The sequence below is a fragment of the Desulfarculaceae bacterium genome (assembly GCA_020444545.1).
GTDB lineage: Bacteria > Desulfobacterota > Desulfarculia > Desulfarculales > Desulfarculaceae > Desulfoferula.
Genome location: JAHLKT010000003.1, coordinates 228846 through 247713, shown reverse-complemented (window position 1 = coordinate 247713; position 18868 = coordinate 228846). Strand labels below are relative to the sequence as shown.

Here is an 18868-nt window from a genome sequence, read left to right as displayed (position 1 = left end):
CATGCGCGGATCAGGCAGCCTCCGGAAACTCATCGTGGCCTTCGCGGCCCTGGCCCTGCTCCTGGCCTGGTCCCTGCCCTCCCTGGCCGGTGGCGACCCCCTGACCCCGGCCCAGCGCGCCTGGGTGAAAAAGCACGGGCCCATCAAGGTGGGCGCGTTCAAGGATTACCCGCCCTTCGGCTTCGTGGACGGCCAGGGCAAGGTGCGGGGCATGTCCATCGACTTCTGGCGCAAGCTTTCTGAAAAGATATTCGTGCCGGTGAGCTTCGAGTGCGTGGGCTTCGCCGAGCAGCTCAAGGGCCTCAAATCCGGCCGCTTCGACTCCCTGGCCGGCATCTTCGACCTGCCTTCCCGGCGCAAGACCTTCGATTTCACCAAGCCCTACTACGCCATCAACACCTACATCTGGGTGGGCCCCGGCCAGCCCGAGGTGCAGGGCTGGGCCGGGCTCAAGGAGCTCAAGGTCGGGGTGGTGGAGGGCGACTCGGGCCAGGTCTTGGCCCAGCGCAACGGCCTTAGCCCCAAGGCCTTTGCCAACTATCCCGAGGTGGTGGACGCGCTGGCCAAGGACCAGGTGCAGGCCATGGTCATGGACGAGCTGGTGGCCGCCTATTACCTGAAGCAGCGCAACCTGGAGGGCATGGTGCGCCACAGCGGCGCGGCGGTGGACGGCGGCCGTATGTGCCTGCCCGTGCAAAAGGGCAACGCCATGCTCCTGGATATCCTGAATCAGGGCGTGGCCGCCATCAGCCCGGCGGAGATCAAGGCCATCCAGAAGCGCTGGCTGGGGCGCTAGGGGCCTAGTAGTCCCGGCCCTTGCCCGAGTCGCTGATCTCGCTGAGCTCCGGGGGATAGGGCGCGAAGAAGCTCTGCCCGGCCAGGTAGTCTTGGCCGAAGCGGGCGATCCAGGAGCGCAGCAGGGTTAGCAGGGCCGAAAGGGGCAGCTTCCTGGCCCGGTACTCCTCCAGGCTCTCGCTGAACAGCTTCTTCTCCCGCGGGTTGAGTTGCTTCTTGAAATAGCCCTCCGCGTGCATGAGCACGTTGATCACCGCCCCGGCCGAGGGCGAGCGGGCCAGGGCCAGGCCCAGCTCCTGGCCGTAGGCGGCCCACACCTGTGCCGCCGGGCGCTGGTCCGGGTTGGCCACCATGGGCCCCATGAGGCGCAAGCGGCGCTGGTTGTAGGCCATCAATAAGAGCTTGTGGCGGCTGTGAAAGGCCACCAGGGGCCCCAGGCCCCGGTTCCGGGGCAGGGCGCGGAACTCGGCCAGGGTGAACAGCCGGGTCAGCCAGCGTTCGCGCAAGATGAAGTTGTTCAGCCGCCCTTCGTGCTCCACGGCCAGGCCGGGGAAGCGCTCGGCCACCGCCCCGCCGAAGAACCCGCCCCCCCGCCGGGAGGAGGCCCCGGGCTTGGGGCTGGAGTATATCTTCACGTCCAGAGGCCCGCAGGAGGGCGAGCGGCTTTTCAGGAGGAACCCGTCCACCGGGGGCAGGGCGTCCAGATAGCCCCGCACAAAGGCCTCCATCTCCGGGGTGCAGTCGCGGCCCGTGGCCGGCTGCACCAGGCGGGCGCAGCCCTTAGCTTCCACCACCCGCACCGGATCGCGCGGCACCCCCAGGCCGATCTCCACCTCCGGGCACACCGGGCGCCAGGTGACAAAGGGGCCCAGCTTGTCCACGAATTCCTCGTGCACCGCCTCGCCGTTCCAGCGGCAGGGCGCAAAACCCAGGCAGCGGCTGGCCACCACCAGGGGACGGGCAAATTCCCCCATAAACACCTCCCTTTGTGTCATTTTCCCGGGATGCCTTTCCCGGTGTCAACGCCCTTGCCTGGGGGCGCCCGCCTGTCATAAGCTTGGGCCCATTGGAGGAAGCTGTGCCCGTAAAGAGTGTGCGCATCAGAGCGGTCAACGACCGCCCAGTTAATTCAGCAGGCAACTATGTCCTCTATTGGATGATCGCCACCCGCCGGACCAACTACAACTATGCCCTGGAGCGCGCGGCCGCCGAGTCCCGCCGCCTGGGCAAGCCGTTGGTGGTGCTGGAGGCCCTGCGCTGCGACTACCCCTATGCCAGCGACCGGCTGCACGCCTTTGTGCTGCAAGGCATGGCCGCCAACCAGAAGGCCTTCAAGGCCAAGGGGGTGCGCTACCACCCCTACGTGGAGCGGGCCAAGGGCCAGGGCAAGGGGCTGTTGGCCGCTATGGCCGCCAAGGCCTGCCTGGTGGTCACCGATGATTTCCCCTCGTTCTTTTTGCCCCGCATGGTGGCGGCCGCCGGGGCCAAGCTCAAGGTGCGCCTGGAGGCGGTGGACTCTTGCGGCCTGTTGCCCCTGTGCGCGGCGGGCGGGGACCACGCCACGGCCCGCGCCTTTCGCAGCCTGTTGCAGCGCCTGCTGCCGGTGCACCTGGCCGAGCCGCCCCAGGCCGACCCCCTGGCCGGGGAGCTGCCCGGCGCGGGCCGCCTGGCCGGGGAGATAAGCAAGAAGTGGCCCGCGGCCACCGCCGCCCTGCTGGCGGCCAAGCCCGAGGCCCTGGCCCGCCTGCCCATCGACCATGGCGTGCCCCCGGCCCCGGCCAAGGGTGGCCATCCCCAGGCCCTGCGCCATTTGAAGCGCTTCGTGGCCGAGGGCCTGGCCGACTACCCCGAGGAATGCCGCCAGCCCGACTCCTTCCACGGCACCAGCCACCTGAGCCCTTATCTGCACTTCGGCCACATCTCGGCCCACGAAATTTTCCTGGCCGTGGCCGAGCATGAAGAGTGGTCGCCCGCCCGCCTGGGCAAGGGCGCGGGAGGCCGCCGCGAAGGCTGGTGGGGCATGAGCCCTGGGGCCGAGGCCTTTCTGGACCAGCTCATCACCTGGCGGGAGCTGTGCTACACCTTCTGCCGCTTCCGCTCGGACTACGACCAGTACGAGTCCTTGCCCGATTGGGCCCGCGAAACCCTGGCCGAGCACGCCGAGGACGAGCGCGCCTACGTCTACGGCCGCGACTGGCTGCGCCGGGCCGAGACCCACGACACCCTGTGGAACGCCTCGCAGCGTCAGCTTCTCACCGAGGGCGCCATTCACAACTACCTGCGCATGCTCTGGGGCAAGAACATCCTGGCCTGGAGCTCCTCGGCCAAGCAGGCCCTGGGAGCCATGCTGGAGCTGAACGACCGCTACGCCCTGGACGGCCGCGACCCCAACAGCATCGGCGGCATCTTCTGGGTGCTGGGCCGCTTCGACCATCCCTGGCCCCAGCGGCCGGTGTTCGGCAAGGTGCGCTGCATGACCAGCCGCAGCGCCCGCGCCAAGCTCAGGCTCAAGGAATACATGGCCCGCTACAACGGGAAGCGCGGCGCATGAGCGAGCTGCCCAGCCGGCAAACGGCCCTGCCTTTCATCACCCCGGAGCTGCCCGGCACCGGCGGCGCGCTCAAGGCCTCGCCCGACCATTTCGTGGTGGAGGAGATTCCCCTGTATCTGCCCGAGGGCGTGGGCGGGCATCTCTATTTGCGCCTGGCCCGCGAGGGCATGACCACCCGCCAGGTGGCCGACGGTTTGGCCCGCCTCTTCGGCCTGCAGCGCGGCGAGGTGGGCTTTGCCGGGCTCAAGGACAAGCAGGCCCGCGCGGTGCAGTATTTCTCCCTGCCGCTCACCGGCATCGCGCCGGATGAGGCGGCCAAACGGGTGAGCGGCGAGCTGGGCCTGGAGGTGTTGGAGGCCGCGCCACACCCCAACAAGCTCAAGACCGGCCATTTGCTGGGCAACCGCTTCACCCTGCTACTCAGCGGGGTGGAACCAACGGCCCTGGAGCCCGCCCAGGCGGTGGCCGCCGCCTTGGCCGAGCGCGGGGTGGCCAACTTCTACGGCGCGCAGCGCTTCGGCATGGACGGCGACAATGCCATCCAGGGCCGGGCGGCCCTGCTGGGCCGGGGCCCGCGCGACAAGTGGCTGCGCAAGCTGCTCTTGAGCGCCTGGCAATCGGCCCTGTTCAACGCCTGGCTCACCCGCCGCCTGGTGCGCGGTGAGTTCGCCAAGCTCATCAAGGGCGACCTGGCCAAGAAGACCGACACCGGCGGCATGTTCACCGCCGAGGATCTGGCCGTGGAGCAGCCCCGCCTGGACGCGGGGGCCATCACCTACACCGGACCCATGTTCGGCAAGAAGATGCGCTGGCCCAACGAGCCGGCCGCTTCTTATGAACGGGAGGTCCTGGCCGACGAGGAGGTGAGCGAGGGGGATCTGAAAAAAGCGCGGCTCATGGGCTCGCGCCGCGTGGCCCGCCTGCTGCTGGAAGACCTGGCCATCGAGCCCGCGCCCCAGGGCCTAAGCTTCTCCTTCAGCCTGCCCAAGGGCTCTTACGCCACGGTGGTGATGCGCGAGTTCATGAAGAACGAGGCCGCCCTGCCGGGCGAGGACTAGCGCTCCAGCCGCGCGGCCACCATCTCCATGGCCGCCAGCACCCCCAAGGAAGGCAGCACCCCGCAGCCCGGCGCGGGGCGCAGGATGTGGCCGCCTTCGCTGGGCAAGAGCTCCAGATAAAAGGCCTGCTCCAGGCCGTCTTCCAAGACCACCATGCGCAGCATGCCCCGGCCCGAGGCCGCGTCGAAGAGCACGTCCTTGCACAGCACCGGGGTCTCTCCCCAGTGCTCGAAGGTCTCCAGGCGCGCTGGGTCCAGCTTGGCGATCAGGGGGTAGTGCAACTCGGGCTCCTCGGGCACGGGCCAGGCCACGTGCTCCCGTTTGACCAGGGTGAGCTCATAGAATACCTCCTGCCCTTCGCCCTGCCACTTGCGCTCGTACTTGCTGTCCAGGCCGGGCGGCCGCTCCTGCCAGCTCGCGGCCAGGCCGGTGTCTTTGGCCTGGGCCAGGGACCACTCCAGATAGGGCCGGTGGTCGGTGACCATGGTGCAGGCCGCGCCCAGGGCCAGGCGGCTGCAAAGCAGGCGCAAGAAGCGGCGCGAGAGCAGACGGCGCGGCTCGTGGCGGGGCTTGGGCCAGGGCCGGGGGAAAAAGCACCAGGCCCGAGAGAGGCAGTTCTCCACGAACAGCCGCTCCAGGCCCAGGCGGGCCTCGGTCTGCAAGATGCGCGCGTTGAGCACCCCGGCCAGGTTGATGCGCCGTAGCGCCCGCCGGGCCGAGGGCCAGTCGTGGTCCAGGCCCACCAGGTTCACCCCCGGCTTAGCCAGGGCGCGGCGCACCAAGACCTCGCCGTTGCCGCAGCCGATCTCCAGCTCCAGGGGCGCCTCCCGCCCAAAGAGCCCGGTCCAATCCAGGGGGCGGGGCAGCTGCTTCCAGGGCACCAAGGGGGCCAGCGATAGGTAGGGCGCGGTCATGGCCGCAACTCTAACACACGAGCCTCAGGCCGGCTGGCGGCCATGGCGGCGGAGATATAGCTTCATGAGGGCCAGGAAGGCCAGCATGAACACCACCGCCACCACGCTGGGCGCGGCCACCCGCGCCCCGGCCAGGCTGAGGGCCAGGCCGCCGGCCAGGCCGGTGTTCTTGCAGGTGGCCAGCAGGGTGCGCACCGCAACGCGCGCCGGTCCGGCCCCCATCTTGCGGTTAAGCAGGAACACCGTCCCGCCCAGGCCCAGGAAACAGCCCGTGGCCAATAGGGCCGAACGCCACAACAGGAGTAGCTCGTGGAGCAGCACTCCCCGGTTCACCCCAGCCAGGATGAAAAACACCAAAAAGAACAGCCATTTTATGGCCTTGCCCTTGATGGGGTCCAGCCGGGCCTGCCAGCCCAGGCCATGGGCCGCCCGCGAGGCGGCCAGGGGCAACAGGATCACCAGGGCCACCCGCCCGAACACCGCCAGGGGCTCCAGGGCCAAACGCTGGTCCAGGAAAAACAGAATCAGCAGGGGGGTGATGATCAGGGAAGCCAGATAAGCCCCCAGCACCGCGCGCAGGGCGTGGTCCGCCTCTCTCCTGAGGGAGTAGGTGACCGCGAAGACCGCGCTGGCCGGGGGCGCGGCGGCCAAAAAGACGTACCCGGTGCGAAAGTGGGGATCGCTGAACAGAAGCTGGCTCAGGCCCAGGATGCACCCGCCCAATAGCACGAAGCTCAGCAACACCGCCTGGAGCCCCGCGTGCAAGAGCAGGCGGGGCCGGGTGAAGATGTCCCCGGGCGCGGCCAAAAACGAAAAGAAAAGGATGCCGCCCAGGGCGGGCAGCATGACCGTGCGCAGCAGTTCGGCGGGCTGGGGCAGGGCGAGGCCCAGGGCCACGGCGCAGGCCAGAAGAAACTCCTGGCTGCGCTGCAACCGCTGGGGGATGGGCAGAGGCAAGACGGTCCGGCCCAGCCTAGAACGCCGCGATGAAGGCCTTCATAAAGGCGGGCAGGTCGTCCGGAGTGCGGCTGGTTATCAAGTTGCCGTCCACCACCACCTCGGCGTCTTCCCAGTCGGCCCCGGCGTGGATCAGGTCGTCCTTGATGCCGAAGAAGCTGGTGCAGCGCTTGCCGCTCACCACCTCGGCCGAGGCCAGCATCCAGCCCGCGTGGCAGATGGTGCCCACCGGCTTGCCCGCGCCGAAGATGTCCTTGACCAGCTGCACCGTGGCCGTATGGCGGCGCATGAAGTCCGGGGCGTAGCCGCCAGGGATCACCAGGCCGTCGAACTCGGCCGCGCTCACCTCGCCGATGCCCTTGTGGCTGGCAAAGCCCAGGCCGCTCTTGGCGTGATAGGTGTGCTGCCCCTGGGTGCCCACCACCGTGACTTTGGCCCCGGCCTCCTGCAGGCGGTAGAAGGGGTAGATTAGCTCGAATTCATTGAACAAATCCTCGATAAGCACCGCGATGCTTTTGCCGTCAAGAGGCATTTCTCTCTCCTCATGGTCGTGGAAAATGAAAAGGGGCGGCCTTTTGTTCCATTAAAAAGGCAGCCGCCGCCCCAGTCAAGCTGCCGGGGCTTGTCTGGTTGTGCGTTCGTGATATATTAAAACCTAGCGGCGCGGTGGTGTATGTGGCCCCGCGCCGTCCCCGATGGCCAGGCCGCCCCGTGGGGCACCAGCCACCCAGTTCGGCACGGAGTAAGCATTCGGATGTTGTTCACCTGGAGCCTTCACCTCTCCTTGGCCGCCCTGCTGCTGGGCCTGGCCTACAAACTCTGGTCCTGGCCGCGCATCGACATCGGGCCCGCCTGCCGGGACATTCCGCCCCTGCGCCGCCTGCGGGCCGGAGCCGGGGGATTCGGCCGCGCCCTGCTCAGCCGCCGGGGCGGGGCCATGCTCTGGGCCCTGGTCAGGGACGGCCTGTTCCAGGCCCGCTCCCGGACCCACAGCCCCCTGGCCTGGATCGCCCACTTGCTCATGTTCTGGGGCATGATGGGCCTGATCTTTTTGCACGCCCTGGGCCCCGTGCTCATCCCCGACTTCACCGCCACCCTGAACCCCTGGCTGTTCCTGCGCGACCTGGGTGGGCTCATGCTCCTGGCCGGGGTGGCCCTGGTGATCTTCCGCCGCCGCAAGCTGCCCCTGTTGGGGCGGGTCACCCGCTGGCCGGACCGCCTGGCCCTGGGGCTGTTGGCCTTGCTGGTGCTCTCCGGCTTTGGCCTGCAAGGGCTGAAGATCACCTCGGCGGCCAGCTACCAGCGCATGGTGGAGGAATACGGCCTGCTGGATGAGGCCCCGGACCGCCGGGCCCTGGCCGTCTATTGGCAAGAGCATTACGGCGTGGTCTTCCCCTCCGGCCAGGCGGCGCCCACCCCGGAGCTGATGGCGCGGGGCGAGGAGCTCAACGCCGAGAGCTGCCTGGATTGCCACGCCCGGCCCCAATGGGCCTTTGCGTCCTGGCCCCTGTCGCGGGCCTTGGCCCCCCTGGCCCGCCTGGGTGGCGGCGCCTTGGCCGAGCAGGCGCTGTGGCACCTGCACTATCTGGCCGCCTTCTTGGCCCTGGCTCTGTTGCCTTTTACCAAGTTTTTGCACCTGTTCACCGGGCCCCTGCTGCTCATGGCCCGGGCGGGCCGGCCCCGCGAGTCCCTGAGCCCCGCCTCCCTGGCCCTGCTCCGGGCCTTGGAGCTGGACGTGTGCACCCGTTGCGGGGCTTGCTCGGCCCATTGCTCGGTGGCCCCGGCCCTGCGCCACGTGCCCAACCTGGCCCTGCTGCCCTCGGAAAAGCTGGCCGCCCTCAAAGCCCTGGTCCAAAGGCCGCGCCCCGAGTCCGAGGCGGCCCAGGCCACGCGCCAGGGGGCCTACATCTGCACCAGCTGCCTGCGCTGCACCCGCCTGTGCCCGGTGGGCATCGATCTGCAAGACCTCTGGCTGGCCCTCAAGGAGGAGCTAGCCGCCCTGGGCCTGGGCCCCACCACCCTGGCGGTGGGCAGCCAGGCCCACGCCCAGGCCGAGGCCCAGCGAAGCCAAGAGCCCGTGGTGCCCAAGGCCAACGGCTTTCAGCAGGGGCTGTTGCATTCGGCCCAGGCCGACACCTTCCGCGCCTGCTACTGCTGCACCACTTGCAGCGTGGCCTGCCCGGTGGTGGCCCAGCACGAGGAGCCCATGAAGGCCCTGGACCTCTTGCCCCACCAGATCATGCACAGCCTGGGCCTTGGCATGGCCCAGGAGGCCATGGGCGCGCGCATGACCTGGCATTGCCTCACCTGCTACCGCTGCCAGGAGGCCTGCCCCATGGGAGTCCGAGTGACCGACATTCTTTATGAGCTGAGGAACCTGGCCGCCCGGGATCAGGGGCAGGGGGAGGCGGTGTGATGCGTTTTGCGCTGTTTTTGGGCTGTAAGATTCCCGCCTACGTGCCGCATTACGAGATTGCCACCCGCCGGGTGATGGCCGAGCTGGGGGTGGAGCTGGTGGACGTGGAGTTCCCCTGCTGCGGCTACCCCCTGCGCCACCTCTACTTCCGCTCCTATCTGCTCGCCGGGGCCCGCGCCATGGCCCTGAGCGAGGCCCGGGGCCTGGACCTGGTGACGCCCTGCAAGTGCTGCTTCGGCAGCCTCCAGCGGGTGCGGGCCTTTTTGGAAGAGCGTCCGGAGCTGCGGGAGGAGATCAACCAAGAGCTGGCCGAAGAGGGGCTGGCCTACACCGGCGCGGCGAGGGTGCTGCATATTTTGCAGGTGCTGCACGATGAGCTGGGAGCCCCGGCCCTGCGCGAGCGGGTGGTGCGGCCCTTCGAGGGCCTCGACGCGGCGGTGCTCTACGGCTGCCATCTGGTGCGGCCCAGCAAGATAACCCGCTTCGACGACCCGGCCCGGCCCCATATCATCGACCAGCTGGTGAGCCTCACCGGGGCGCGGCCGGTGCCCTATGCCGGACGGCTCAACTGCTGTGGCGCGCCGGTGCGCGAGCGCAACGAGGAGCTGTCCCTGGCCATGATCCGGGACCGCCTGAGCGAGGCCCGCGACGCCGGGGCCCATATCTTGGTCATCGCCTGCCCCTACTCCCAGATGCAGGCCGAGTGGGCCTACACCCTGGCCGGGCCCGAGCCCCAGCGGGAGTTGATCCAGGGGCCGGTGCTCTATCCCCAGCTATTGGGCCTGAGCATGGGCCTGGGCCCGGATGAGCTGGCCCTGACCCAAAACATCCCCAGTGCGGAATATCTTCTGAGCTTCCTGCCCCGGCCCTAGGGCATTATCTCGATCAGGCGCAGATTGCCGGTGACCAAATCCGGGGCGGCCACCAAGAAGCCCTTGTCCCGGGGCACCAGGGCGAAGTCGGCCGGACCGCCGAAGCCGCCGGCCAGTTGCACCGGGGCGGCCTCGCCCTGCAAAAGGAACAGGCCGCCCTTGGCCCAGTCGGTGTAGAGGATGGCCCCATCGGGCAACAGGGCCACGCCGTCCAGCCGCCCCATACCGCCCCGTATCTGCTGCATCTGGCCCACGTCGCGGGCCTTGAACAGGCCGCCCGGGCCCTTCATATCGCTGCGCGCGGCGATGATCACCCCGCCGCCGGGCTGGGGCCACAGGCCGTTGGGGTGGAAGCCCGGCGGGCTCAGCATCACCCGCACCGCGGGCTCGGCCTTCAGGAAGTCGGCCGGGGCGATGAGGAAAATCTTGCCCGCGGCGGTGTCGCTCACGTAGAGCTTGCCCTCGCCCACGCACAGGTCATTAAGGAACTTGGCCCCGGGCAGGACCAGGCGCTTGCCCTGCTTGCTGGCCAGGTCGAAGCACCACACCGCGTCGATGTCCGTGACCCACAGGCGGCCGTTCTCCACCCACATTCCCTTGGGCTTGTTCAGTTTCTGGCCCGGCCCGGGCAAATAATGCTTGTCCAGCACCTTGCCGCTGAGGTCCAGCTTGCTGATGAAGCCCTCCCCGTCGGCCAGGGCGGGCTTGAAGGCGTCGCCGAAGTTGCTGGCGTAGAGCACCTTGCCGGCGGCATCGTAGGCCACGGATTCGGGGTGGCCTTGGAGCGTCAGCTGCTTGTCGGACACCACGTGCCAGGCGGCCAGCGCCGGCGCGGCGGACAGAAGCGTCAGGGCCATCAACAGGGCAATCAGGTATTTCATCATTCGCCTCCCGCGCGCGTGTCCCGGCCGGGGCCGGGGTTGTGCTTTTCTTGCTCGCCCCTATTTTCCCACGCCCGCGCCTTTTGTGCCACGTCCGCCGCCACAGGGCCTTCAAAGGCCGGGCTTGGTTGGGCCACCGCCCCTTTGCTACCATGAAAGCACCATGTGCGCGGATCGCCCACGCCGGGCGGGCCGCCTTGCTTGTTTACGGCAGGAAGAGGGGAACTCATGTCCCGTGACAGCCTTAACATCATGATCGGCGGCGAGGCCGGCCAAGGCCTGGTCACCATCGGCCAGGTCCTGAGCAAGTGCCTCATAAAAAGCGGCTACCACATCCTGGTCACCCAGGACTACATGTCCCGCGTGCGGGGAGGGCACAACACCTTCACCATCCGCGCTGCGGCCCGCGAGCTGGACAGCCCCACCGAGGGAGTGGATCTCTTGGTGGCCCTGAACCAAGAGACCCTGGACCTGCACGGCAAGGAGCTCAATTCCGGCGCGGTGGTGGTGGCCGGCCAGGATCTGACCTGCGCCGGGGCCCGCTGCCTGGGCGTGCCCTACAAAGAGCTGGCCGAGGGACGCCACGTGAACACCATCGCCCTGGGGGTGACCGCCGGGCTGCTGGGGCTGGACCAGGAGCTGGTGGCCGACACCCTGACCACCGCCCTGGGCAAAAAGAAAGACGACAAGGTGGTGGCCGCCAACCGCGAGGGCCTGGCCGCCAGCTTTGACTGGCTGGCCAAGCAGGAGGCGGACTGCGGGGTGCTGCCCAAGCCCCAGGAGGCGCCGCCCCGCATGATGCTGGGCGGCAACCAGGCCATTGCCCTGGGGGCCCTGGCCGCGGGGCTCAAGTTCCTGGCCTTCTACCCCATGACCCCCTCCACCTCCATCGCGCTCACCATCATCGCCCACGCCGACGAACTGGGCGTGGTCTACGAGCAGGCCGAGGACGAGATCGCGGCCATCAACATGGCCCTGGGCGCGTCCTATGCCGGGGCCCCGGCCCTGGTCTGCACCAGCGGCGGGGGCTATGCCCTGATGACCGAGGGCCTCTCCCTGGCGGGCATGACCGAGACCCCCATCGTCATCGCCATCGCCATGCGCCCCGGCCCGGCCACCGGCCTGCCCACCCGCACCGAGCAGGGCGACCTCTTGTTCGCCCTGCACGGCGGCCACGGCGAGTTCCCCCGGGCCATCCTGGCTCCGGGCGACGTGAAGCAGTGCTTCGAGGCGGGCTACCGCGCCCTGCATTTGGCCGAGAAATACCAGGGTCCGGTGTTTATCCTCACCGATCAGTTCCTGGCCGACAGCCTCAGGGCCTTGGAGCCCTTCGGCCTGGAGGGCCGCGAGGCGGTGCGCCCAGGAGGACAGGGGAAAGAGGGCGCGGACTACCGGCGCTACGAAATCACCCCCGACGGCATCTCCCCCCGCCGTTTGCCGGGCATGGGCCCGGAGCTGGTGGTGGCCGACAGCGACGAGCACACCCAACAGGGCCACATCACCGAGGACCTGGAGCTCCGGGTGCGCATGCAGCACAAGCGCATGCTCAAGGAAAAGGGTCTCAAGGCCGAGACTATCCCGCCCAGCTTCGCCGGTCCCGAGGAGCCCGAGACGCTTTTGGTGAGCTGGGGCAGCAGCCAGGGGCCGGTGGCCGCGGCGGCCCGCCGTTTGCGCGACGAGGGCCAGTCCGTGGGCACCTGCCATTTCAGCCAGGTCTGGCCGCTGGACCCGGAGCAGTTCGCCCCGCGCATGGCCCGGGCGGGCTCGGTGGTGGTCATCGAAGGCAACGCCACCGGCCAGTTCGCGGGCCTGCTCAAGAAAGAGGCGGGCATCATCGCCCAGCGCTTCATCGGGCGCTTCGACGGACTGAACCTCACCCCGGAATACATCCTGCGCCAACTGGCCAACTAGGAGGGCCGTCATGGTCAAGATAGAAGATTACGGCGAGATCGAAACCGCCTGGTGCCCCGGCTGCGGCAACTTCGGCATCAGGAACGCCCTGATCCGGGCCCTGGTGGACAAGGGCCTGGCGCCCCAGGACATCCTGCTGGTCAGCGGCATCGGCCAGGCGGCCAAGACCCCGCACTACATCCCCTGCAACGCCTTCAACGGCCTGCACGGCCGGGGCCTGCCCGCGGCCACCGGCGCGGCCCTGGCCCATCCCGGGCTCAAGGTGATCCTCACCAGCGGCGACGGCTGCAACTACGGCGAGGGCGGCAACCATTTCCTGGGTGGGCTCAGGCGCAACGTGGACCTGACCATGCTGGTGCACGACAACCAGATCTACGGCCTGACCAAGGGCCAGGCCAGCCCCACCAGCCTGGAAGGCATGCACACCAAGGCCCAGCCCCACGGGGTGCACCTGGTGCCCTTCAATCCGGTGGCCGTGGCGGTCAGCCTGCACGTGGGCTTCGTGGCCCGGGGGTTCGCCGGAGAGCTGGAGCATTTGGCCGGGCTCATCGCCCAGGCCCTGGAGCACAAGGGCCTGGCCCTGGTGGATATTCTGCAACCCTGCGTTTCCTTCAACAAACTCAACACCTATGAGTGGTATAAACAGAGGGTGCGCAAGCTGGAAAAAGGCGAGCACGACCCCACCGACTGGGAGGCGGCCATCAAGCTCAGCTACGAGTTCGGCGACAGCATCCCCCTGGGGGTCATCTACGAGAATCAGCGCGCCTCGTTCCAGGAGTTCTTCCCGGTGCTCAAAGACGGCCCCCTGGCGGGACAGGGCACCGATTACGGCAAGCTCAAGGGAATCTTGGAGAGCTACGCTTGATAAAAAAACCCGGCCCCATCACCCGGACAGCCTGCCTGCTGGTCCTTTTGCTCCTGGCCGCGGCCTGTGGCCAGATAGACGCCCAGGACCCGCTGAGCCACAAGGAACGCTCCTGGTTGGAGGAGCACGGTCCGGTGAGCGTGGCCACCGATTTCTCCTACCACCCCTTCTCCTTCGTGAGCAACACGGGCCAGCCCGAGGGCATCTGCGTGGACATGTGGAAGGTCATGGCCGAGAAGCTGCGCTTCCAGGTCAAGTTTCTGACCATGGCCGACTCCAAGGAGATCGCCGATCTGCGCCAGGGCACCCTGGACTCCAGCACCGGCATGTTCCCCCTGCCCGAGCGCCGGCTGTACCTGGATTTCTCCAACCCCTTCTACCCGGTGACCACCGCCATCTTTTTGAACATCGGCAGCCGGCCGGCGAGCGGGCTGGACGGCCTGCACGGGGTGCCCACCGGCGCGGTCAAGGGCGACTCCGGCGCGGCCGCGCTGATCAAGGCGGGCATCAAGCCGATCCTCTACGACACTTACGAGGCCTGCGTGCAGGCCTTGGGCGCGAACCGGGTGGAGGCGGCGGTCATGGACGATCCGGTGATGCTCTACTGGCGCGACCGCCTCAAGCTGGGCGACCGCATCTCCTGGGCCCCGGGCAACGCGGTGGTGGAGCGCAGCGACCTGGCCCTGCCGGTGAAAAAAGGCAACGAGGTGCTCCTGTCCATCCTCAACAAGGGCCTGGCCCTGGTCTCGGGCGCGGAGATCCAGCGCATCCGGGAGCGCTATATTCGCTGAAGCGTAGGCGTGGGGGAATCATTTCCCACTAAAATAGTTACATTTGTGTGGCATCGGCCACGGAGAGTTTGCAGGACCTCCAAAGCTGATTATCATTATTAGTAAGCATCCGTGCTGGATTAGAGTTGCCGGAGAGGAAATCCGGCAGTATCCTGATATAGATAGACGATTGACAGCTTCGACCCTTGGCACCCTGACTTGATGCGCTAACCGAGTTTCCCCGGAATCCCGCCCCCCGGCCGCGCAAAGTTGGGACTGGCATTCATGCCGGGAGAACTTTAGCCGTGGCACCATCACGCCCTAGCGACAACAAGCCCGAAGGCGCCCTCAACTGGGAAGACTGCGACCTGACCCCCAGCCAGCGGGAGGCTCTGGCCACGCTCATCGTGTCCGCCGAGCGCAGCGAGGGCTGGGCCATGGTGGTGGGGCAGGCGGGCAGCGGCAAGGGCGAGCTGATCGACTGCCTCAAGGCCGCCCTGGGCCCGCAGTACCTCACCGTGGTGGTCACCGCCCAGAAGGTGCACTCGCCCATGGACCTTTGCCGCGAATTGGGCCCCAGCCTGGACATCCCGGAGTGCAACTACAAGGCCCGCTTCCTCCTGGACCTCCGGGCCCAGATCGAGACCTGCCACCGCGACTGCCGCAAGATTCTGCTCCTGGTCAAGGACGCCCACCTGCTCAGCGAGGAGATGCTCCAGGAGCTGGAGCTGTTGGGCAACACCGACCAGTTCTCCCCCCGGGTGCTCAACTTGTTCCTCTTCGCCCGGCCCCAGATTCTGCCGGTGCTGGAGCGCATGGGCGCCACCAACCTCAAGCACAACCTGCGCCGCTTCCGGCGCCTGGAGCCCAAGGAGCCGGTGCCCCAGGCCAAGGGCGAACGCCGCCGGCGGCCCCGCCATTTGCAGGGCATCGACTACTCCCTGGGCCGGGGCAAGCTGCCGCCGAGCAAGGCCAGCATCTCCTACGACACGCCCCACGAGCCGGCCAAGGCCGCCGGGCGCGCCGAGAGCAAGGATCTGCTGGAAAAAGCCTTCGGCGCCACCCTGCGGCCCAAGACCCTGCCGGTCCTGGATTAGCTTCGAGCCTTACTCCTGTTCCAGGGGTTGCTGCTTGGGCAGCTCCACGCTGAAAACCGAGCCCTTCCCCGGCTCGCTGGTCACCAACACCCGTCCGCCGTGGCCCCGCGCTATGGCCTCCACTCCGGCCAGGCCCAGGCCGTGGCCCGCCTTCTTGCCCTGACTTTCCGAGCGGTAGAACATGTCGAAGATGTAGGGCAGGTCCGCCGGGGGGATGCCCGCCCCCTGGTCGCGCACCCTGAGGGTCACCTTGGGCCCTTCGTCCTGGAACTCGATGCTCACCGTGCCGCCCTGGTCCGAATACTTGAGCGCGTTGTCCAAGAGGTTGCCCAGGGCCCGGCGCAGGTGCACCGGGTCGGCCTCGATCACCGGCAGCTTCTCCCCGCTGGTCAGCACCAGCTCCAGGCCCTTCTGGGCGTAGCGGGGCGAGAAGTCCTCCATCAGCTCGGTGACCTCCTTTTCCAGGTCCACCGCGCTGAAGTTCAGCTTGAGCCGCCCGGTCTCCAGGCGCGCGAAATCCAAAAAGTCGTTGATGATCTTTTCCAGCTGCTCGGCCTGGCGGCGGATCACCTCCAGATACTGCCGCTGCTTGGCGGGCTCGGTCTGCTCACCCCGCTTGATTAGGCGCAGGGCAAAGCCCTGGATGCCCACCAGGGGGGTCTTCATGTCGTGGGCGAACATGGACACCAGGTTGGCCCGCTCCCGCTCCAGGGCCTTGAGCTGGCTCACGTCCTGGAACACCTCCACCCCGCCCACCAGCTCGCCCGCCGCGTTGTAGAGCCCCGAGGCGCTCAGGCGCACCGCCTTGCGCACTCCGTGCTTGCTCACGAAGCTGGTGTCCACCGGCCCGGTGGGCAGGCGGCTCAGCAGGGACTGGCGGATGGGGCAGGTGCCGTGGCAGGCCTCGGAGCGCAGCACCTCGCCGCAGGGGAGGCCCAACACCTCCTCCGGGCCGTAGCCCAGGATGGCCAGACCCTGGGGGTTTATCTCGGTGATGTGGAAATCCGGGTCCACCGAGATCACCCCCACCGGCAGGCTGTTGACCAGGGCCAGGTGGTGCGCGGCCGACTCGCGCAGGGCCTCTTCCATGTCGCGGCGGGTAGTGATGTCGCGCACCGTCTCGATGGCCCCCGCCACCTGTCCCTGGCTGTCGAACAGGGCCGAGGCCTTGCCCCAGAGGTAGGCCCCGTCGGGCGGGATGCCCGGCGCGAAGGCCTCGGTGAGCAGGGTGTGGCCCTGGCGGCTCACAAAGGGGTAGCGGTCCTCGTAGCTCTGGTCCCACTCCATGGCCAGGTCGGCCAGGATGGGCCGCCGCTCGCCCCAGAAGGGCAGGGCGTACTCGTAGTCGCCCTTGCCCACGATGTCCTCGGCCGCAATGCCGGTGAGCTCCTCGACGGCCCGGTTCCACACGATCACCTGGCCCGCACGGTTAATGGCAAAGGTGGGGTCGGGCAAAAAGTTGATGATGTCGGCCAGGCGCTTTTGCGACTCCTGCAAGGACTCCTGGGCCTGCTTGTGCTCGGTGATGTCGGTGGCCGTGCCGATGATGGCCGGCCGCCCCTGGTGCTCGAAGTGGGCGGCGGTCAGCTCGGCCCACAGCTCGCGGCCGTCCTTGGCGAGGATCCTGATCTGGTAATGAGCGGGGACCTGGCGGCCCTCAAGCAAGTCTCTGGCGTAGCGGCCGGTCAGCTCGCGGTGCTCCGGGTGCACGATGGCCAGGGAGTCCATGGCCCCCAGCTCGTCCATGCCGTAGCCGCCCAGCTTCTGCCCGGCCGGGTTCATGTACACGAAGCGGCCGTCCTGGATGATGAAGATGGCCGAGGCCGCGGTCTCGGTGAGGGCCCGGAACTTGGCCTCGCTCTGCTCCAGGCGGCTGGCGATGCCGTCGCCGCGCAGCTCGCGCAGGCGGCTCTCCAGGGCCTCGATCTCCTGCTGCGCCTGGCTCGGCGGGGGATGCTTCGGCACCATGGCGCGCCTCCTTTCCCTGGCCCGGACGGCGGGCTGGGCGGAGCCACCTGCGGCTCCACCAGGCAGACATCCCTATAGTTTCATTATAAGGCAGCTCCCGGCCGGGTTCAGCCGGGAACCACCCCCGTCCCTATTGTCCGCCCACCTTGCGTTCCAGGGTGGTGCTGCTTCCGGGCGCCAGATCCAGCTCGATGGTCTGTTGCAGGGCGGTGAGCACCTTGGGCCCGGAGTGCTCCCCCCGCTGGCGGATGGCGTAGCCGTACACCTCCAGCAGGTACTTGTGCTTGCCCGGCGGGGCCAGGAAGGTCACGTCGCGCACCAGGGGGTTGGTGTTGGGGATGGTGTAGAAGTCCTGCTTGGTGGTGGGCGGCAGCATGGGGTAGGGCCCTTGGGGCGCCACCAGCCTGAGGCTCCAGTCCCAGTAGATCCACTCGCCCGGGGTCTGTTTCAGGCTGGCCGGCACCATGGCCCACAGCTTCACCCGGATGCGCGCCGGGTTGGGGCCGGGGTCCAGGTAATACTCGCCGCAGGCCGCGGCCCCCAGCAGGATCAGACCGGCCAGCAGCAGGGCCATGCCCCGCGCCCGCTTGCTCTTCGTCAAGGCCATACGCTCTCCCCAATGGTTGAATGCTCTCCCGCGATCCTCCTGCTCTAATTTTACCGCCGGGCCGGGCGGCGGGCCAAGCCCGGGCGCGCCTTGACTGGCCCGGGGAGGCTCGGATATTCTGGGCCCCTACAGCCGAATGCTATCGAGGGGCGTTGAGCGGCGGGGCGAGGGCCTGTCGCGGCAAGGGGTGGTCATGGCGCGGGGGACGGTGCTGGAGAGCACACCGGAGCAGCGCAGGGAGCTGTTCGGGCGGGCCATGGGCTTCGAGGGCCTGGGGCCGGAGCAGATCGCGGCGATCGCCGAGATGTCCTTTTACGCCCACTACGCCAAGGGCGCGCCGGTGTTCTTGCAGGAGGACCCCTGCGAGTTCTTCTACCTGGTGGCCGAGGGCCTGGTGAAGGTCTTCATCTCCTCCTCCAGCGGCATCTGCGTCACCTACCTTCTGGCCAAGCGCGGCGAGCCCCTCAACCTCATCGGTCCCTTCACCGGCAGCCCCCGCATCCTCTCGGCCGAGGCCATGCAGGAAAGCGTGGTGGCCTGCATCCCCAGCACCGAGTTCGTGGCCTTCGCCCTGGCCAACCCCCTGCTCCTGGCCAACATCATGACCATCCTGGGCAAGGCCATCGACAGCGCCAACAGCCGCATCGTGGACATGGTGGAAAAGCGGGTGGAGCAGCGCCTGGTCCGGGTGCTCACCACCCTTTTCGATAAGTTCGGCTCCGAGATAAAGCTGACCAGCGGCGAGCTGGCCGAGCTGGCCGGCACCACCACCGAATCCACCCTGCGCACCATGGGCCGCCTCAGGAGCCTGGGCATCGTGGAGAGCCGCCGGGGCCAGGTGCGCATCATCTCCCCCACCTCGCTCAAAAATCTGGAAGACGACCCCCTCTGGGTTTAGCTCGGCGTCGCCGGGCGCCGGCATACGGCGTTGCCAAGGGCCCTTTGCGGCCCCAGCGGGAAAAATGCGCTACATGACCGCCGTCATGGTTTGGCGCGAGGCCGGGTCTCTATGATCGGCTCATGATCATCCCCGCGAACCACACCTCCGAGAAAAGCACCTGCTCCGGCCGGACGTACGGCGCGCCCCACGGCCCAGCGGCCCCTGGGGGCGGTTTCGCCGCCCGGCAAGACGCCATCCCCCTCGGGACCTGATAATAATCGCGGCCTCGGGGGGCAGGCCGCGTTTGCAACCGCGTACGCGCGTAT

Annotated in this window: 17 protein-coding genes; 10 read left to right on the top strand and 7 right to left on the bottom strand. The window is 68.1% G+C overall.

Features of this window, described 5'->3' with window-relative positions:
• The first annotated feature begins 1 nt into the window (after position 1).
• The gene (locus tag KQH53_09535; GenBank protein MCB2226908.1) at positions 2 to 796 is read left to right on the top strand and encodes a transporter substrate-binding domain-containing protein; all 795 of its coding nucleotides are present in this window, start codon (positions 2 to 4) and stop codon (positions 794 to 796) included.
• A 4-nt stretch (positions 797 to 800) separates the two neighbouring features.
• On the opposite strand, the gene KQH53_09530 is transcribed toward KQH53_09535, so the two are convergent.
• Complete coding sequence (locus tag KQH53_09530; protein ID MCB2226907.1) at positions 801 to 1769, bottom strand: DUF523 and DUF1722 domain-containing protein; 969 nt, start codon at positions 1767 to 1769, stop codon at positions 801 to 803.
• A gap of 104 nt (positions 1770 to 1873) precedes the next feature.
• Between KQH53_09530 and KQH53_09525 the strand changes: the two genes are divergently transcribed.
• A complete protein-coding gene (locus tag KQH53_09525) occupies positions 1874 to 3346 on the top strand; it encodes a deoxyribodipyrimidine photolyase (protein MCB2226906.1) in 1473 nt (490 codons plus the stop codon).
• Complete coding sequence (locus KQH53_09520) at positions 3343 to 4404, top strand: tRNA pseudouridine(13) synthase TruD (GenBank protein ID MCB2226905.1); 1062 nt, start codon at positions 3343 to 3345, stop codon at positions 4402 to 4404. The genes KQH53_09525 and KQH53_09520 overlap by 4 nt, the downstream gene beginning before the upstream one ends.
• Here KQH53_09520 and KQH53_09515 read toward each other — a convergent pair.
• From KQH53_09515 to KQH53_09505, 3 genes are read right to left on the bottom strand one after another with little or no spacing between them, the layout of a single operon-like run.
• Positions 4401 to 5318: a hypothetical protein gene (locus tag KQH53_09515; protein ID MCB2226904.1), complete on the bottom strand. Its 918-nt coding sequence runs from the start codon at positions 5316 to 5318 to the stop codon at positions 4401 to 4403. The two genes, KQH53_09520 and KQH53_09515, sit on opposite strands and share 4 nt — an antisense overlap.
• A 24-nt stretch (positions 5319 to 5342) precedes the next feature.
• Positions 5343 to 6275 (bottom strand): hypothetical protein, encoded by a 933-nt coding sequence (locus KQH53_09510; GenBank protein ID MCB2226903.1) that lies wholly within the window; start codon positions 6273 to 6275, stop codon positions 5343 to 5345.
• 16 nt (positions 6276 to 6291) lie between these two features.
• Positions 6292 to 6807, bottom strand: coding sequence for a type 1 glutamine amidotransferase (locus KQH53_09505; protein ID MCB2226902.1), 516 nt, complete (start codon positions 6805 to 6807; stop codon positions 6292 to 6294).
• A gap of 222 nt (positions 6808 to 7029) precedes the next feature.
• Here KQH53_09505 and KQH53_09500 point away from each other — a divergent pair, with 222 nt between their 5' ends.
• Together KQH53_09500 and KQH53_09495 are read left to right on the top strand one after the other, a co-directional pair.
• On the top strand, positions 7030 to 8691 hold the full coding sequence (locus tag KQH53_09500; protein ID MCB2226901.1) for a 4Fe-4S dicluster domain-containing protein: 1662 nt from the start codon (positions 7030 to 7032) through the stop codon (positions 8689 to 8691).
• Positions 8691 to 9563 (top strand): CoB--CoM heterodisulfide reductase iron-sulfur subunit B family protein, encoded by an 873-nt coding sequence (locus KQH53_09495; GenBank protein ID MCB2226900.1) that lies wholly within the window; start codon positions 8691 to 8693, stop codon positions 9561 to 9563. Before KQH53_09500 ends, KQH53_09495 begins: the two co-directional genes overlap by 1 nt.
• On the opposite strand, the gene KQH53_09490 is transcribed toward KQH53_09495, so the two are convergent.
• The gene (locus KQH53_09490) at positions 9560 to 10444 is read right to left on the bottom strand and encodes a hypothetical protein (protein MCB2226899.1); all 885 of its coding nucleotides are present in this window, start codon (positions 10442 to 10444) and stop codon (positions 9560 to 9562) included. The two genes, KQH53_09495 and KQH53_09490, sit on opposite strands and share 4 nt — an antisense overlap.
• 228 nt (positions 10445 to 10672) lie before the next feature.
• Between KQH53_09490 and KQH53_09485 the strand changes: the two genes are divergently transcribed.
• The 4 genes from KQH53_09485 to KQH53_09470 all read left to right on the top strand — a co-directional run bounded on the left by KQH53_09485 (position 10673) and on the right by KQH53_09470 (position 15087).
• Entirely contained in the window at positions 10673 to 12355 is a 1683-nt protein-coding gene (locus tag KQH53_09485; GenBank protein MCB2226898.1) for a 2-oxoacid:acceptor oxidoreductase subunit alpha, read from the top strand.
• A gap of 10 nt (positions 12356 to 12365) precedes the next feature.
• On the top strand, positions 12366 to 13220 hold the full coding sequence (locus KQH53_09480; GenBank protein ID MCB2226897.1) for a 2-oxoacid ferredoxin oxidoreductase: 855 nt from the start codon (positions 12366 to 12368) through the stop codon (positions 13218 to 13220).
• Positions 13217 to 14011: a transporter substrate-binding domain-containing protein gene (locus tag KQH53_09475; protein ID MCB2226896.1), complete on the top strand. Its 795-nt coding sequence runs from the start codon at positions 13217 to 13219 to the stop codon at positions 14009 to 14011. The genes KQH53_09480 and KQH53_09475 overlap by 4 nt, the downstream gene beginning before the upstream one ends.
• Positions 14012 to 14295: 284 nt before the next feature.
• A complete protein-coding gene (locus KQH53_09470; protein MCB2226895.1) occupies positions 14296 to 15087 on the top strand; it encodes an AAA family ATPase in 792 nt (263 codons plus the stop codon).
• 9 nt (positions 15088 to 15096) lie between these two features.
• Here the strand turns inward: KQH53_09470 and KQH53_09465 are convergent, their stop codons facing one another.
• Complete coding sequence (locus KQH53_09465; GenBank protein MCB2226894.1) at positions 15097 to 17055, bottom strand: PAS domain S-box protein; 1959 nt, start codon at positions 17053 to 17055, stop codon at positions 15097 to 15099.
• Between the two features lie 130 nt (positions 17056 to 17185).
• Positions 17186 to 17662: a hypothetical protein gene (locus tag KQH53_09460; GenBank protein ID MCB2226893.1), complete on the bottom strand. Its 477-nt coding sequence runs from the start codon at positions 17660 to 17662 to the stop codon at positions 17186 to 17188.
• Positions 17663 to 17855: 193 nt separating this feature from the next.
• Here KQH53_09460 and KQH53_09455 point away from each other — a divergent pair, with 193 nt between their 5' ends.
• Positions 17856 to 18560 (top strand): Crp/Fnr family transcriptional regulator, encoded by a 705-nt coding sequence (locus KQH53_09455; protein ID MCB2226892.1) that lies wholly within the window; start codon positions 17856 to 17858, stop codon positions 18558 to 18560.
• Positions 18561 to 18868 lie beyond the last annotated feature (308 nt).

Bases quoted from the DNA above. Each gene is read 5' to 3' on its own strand.
- KQH53_09530 (MCB2226907.1), bottom strand. From the start codon at position 1,769: ATGGGGGAATTTGCCCGTCCCCTGGTGGTGGCCAGCCGCTGCCTGGGT.
- KQH53_09490 (MCB2226899.1), bottom strand. From the start codon at position 10,444: ATGAAATACCTGATTGCCCTGTTGATGGCCCTGACGCTTCTGTCCGCC.
- KQH53_09520 (MCB2226905.1), top strand. From the start codon at position 3,343: ATGAGCGAGCTGCCCAGCCGGCAAACGGCCCTGCCTTTCATCACCCCG.
- KQH53_09495 (MCB2226900.1), top strand. From the start codon at position 8,691: ATGCGTTTTGCGCTGTTTTTGGGCTGTAAGATTCCCGCCTACGTGCCG.
- KQH53_09455 (MCB2226892.1), top strand. From the start codon at position 17,856: ATGGCGCGGGGGACGGTGCTGGAGAGCACACCGGAGCAGCGCAGGGAG.
- KQH53_09460 (MCB2226893.1), bottom strand. From the start codon at position 17,662: ATGGCCTTGACGAAGAGCAAGCGGGCGCGGGGCATGGCCCTGCTGCTG.
- KQH53_09500 (MCB2226901.1), top strand. From the start codon at position 7,030: ATGTTGTTCACCTGGAGCCTTCACCTCTCCTTGGCCGCCCTGCTGCTG.
- KQH53_09505 (MCB2226902.1), bottom strand. From the start codon at position 6,807: ATGCCTCTTGACGGCAAAAGCATCGCGGTGCTTATCGAGGATTTGTTC.
- KQH53_09465 (MCB2226894.1), bottom strand. From the start codon at position 17,055: ATGGTGCCGAAGCATCCCCCGCCGAGCCAGGCGCAGCAGGAGATCGAG.
- KQH53_09485 (MCB2226898.1), top strand. From the start codon at position 10,673: ATGTCCCGTGACAGCCTTAACATCATGATCGGCGGCGAGGCCGGCCAA.
- KQH53_09480 (MCB2226897.1), top strand. From the start codon at position 12,366: ATGGTCAAGATAGAAGATTACGGCGAGATCGAAACCGCCTGGTGCCCC.
- KQH53_09515 (MCB2226904.1), bottom strand. From the start codon at position 5,318: ATGACCGCGCCCTACCTATCGCTGGCCCCCTTGGTGCCCTGGAAGCAG.
- KQH53_09535 (MCB2226908.1), top strand. From the start codon at position 2: ATGCGCGGATCAGGCAGCCTCCGGAAACTCATCGTGGCCTTCGCGGCC.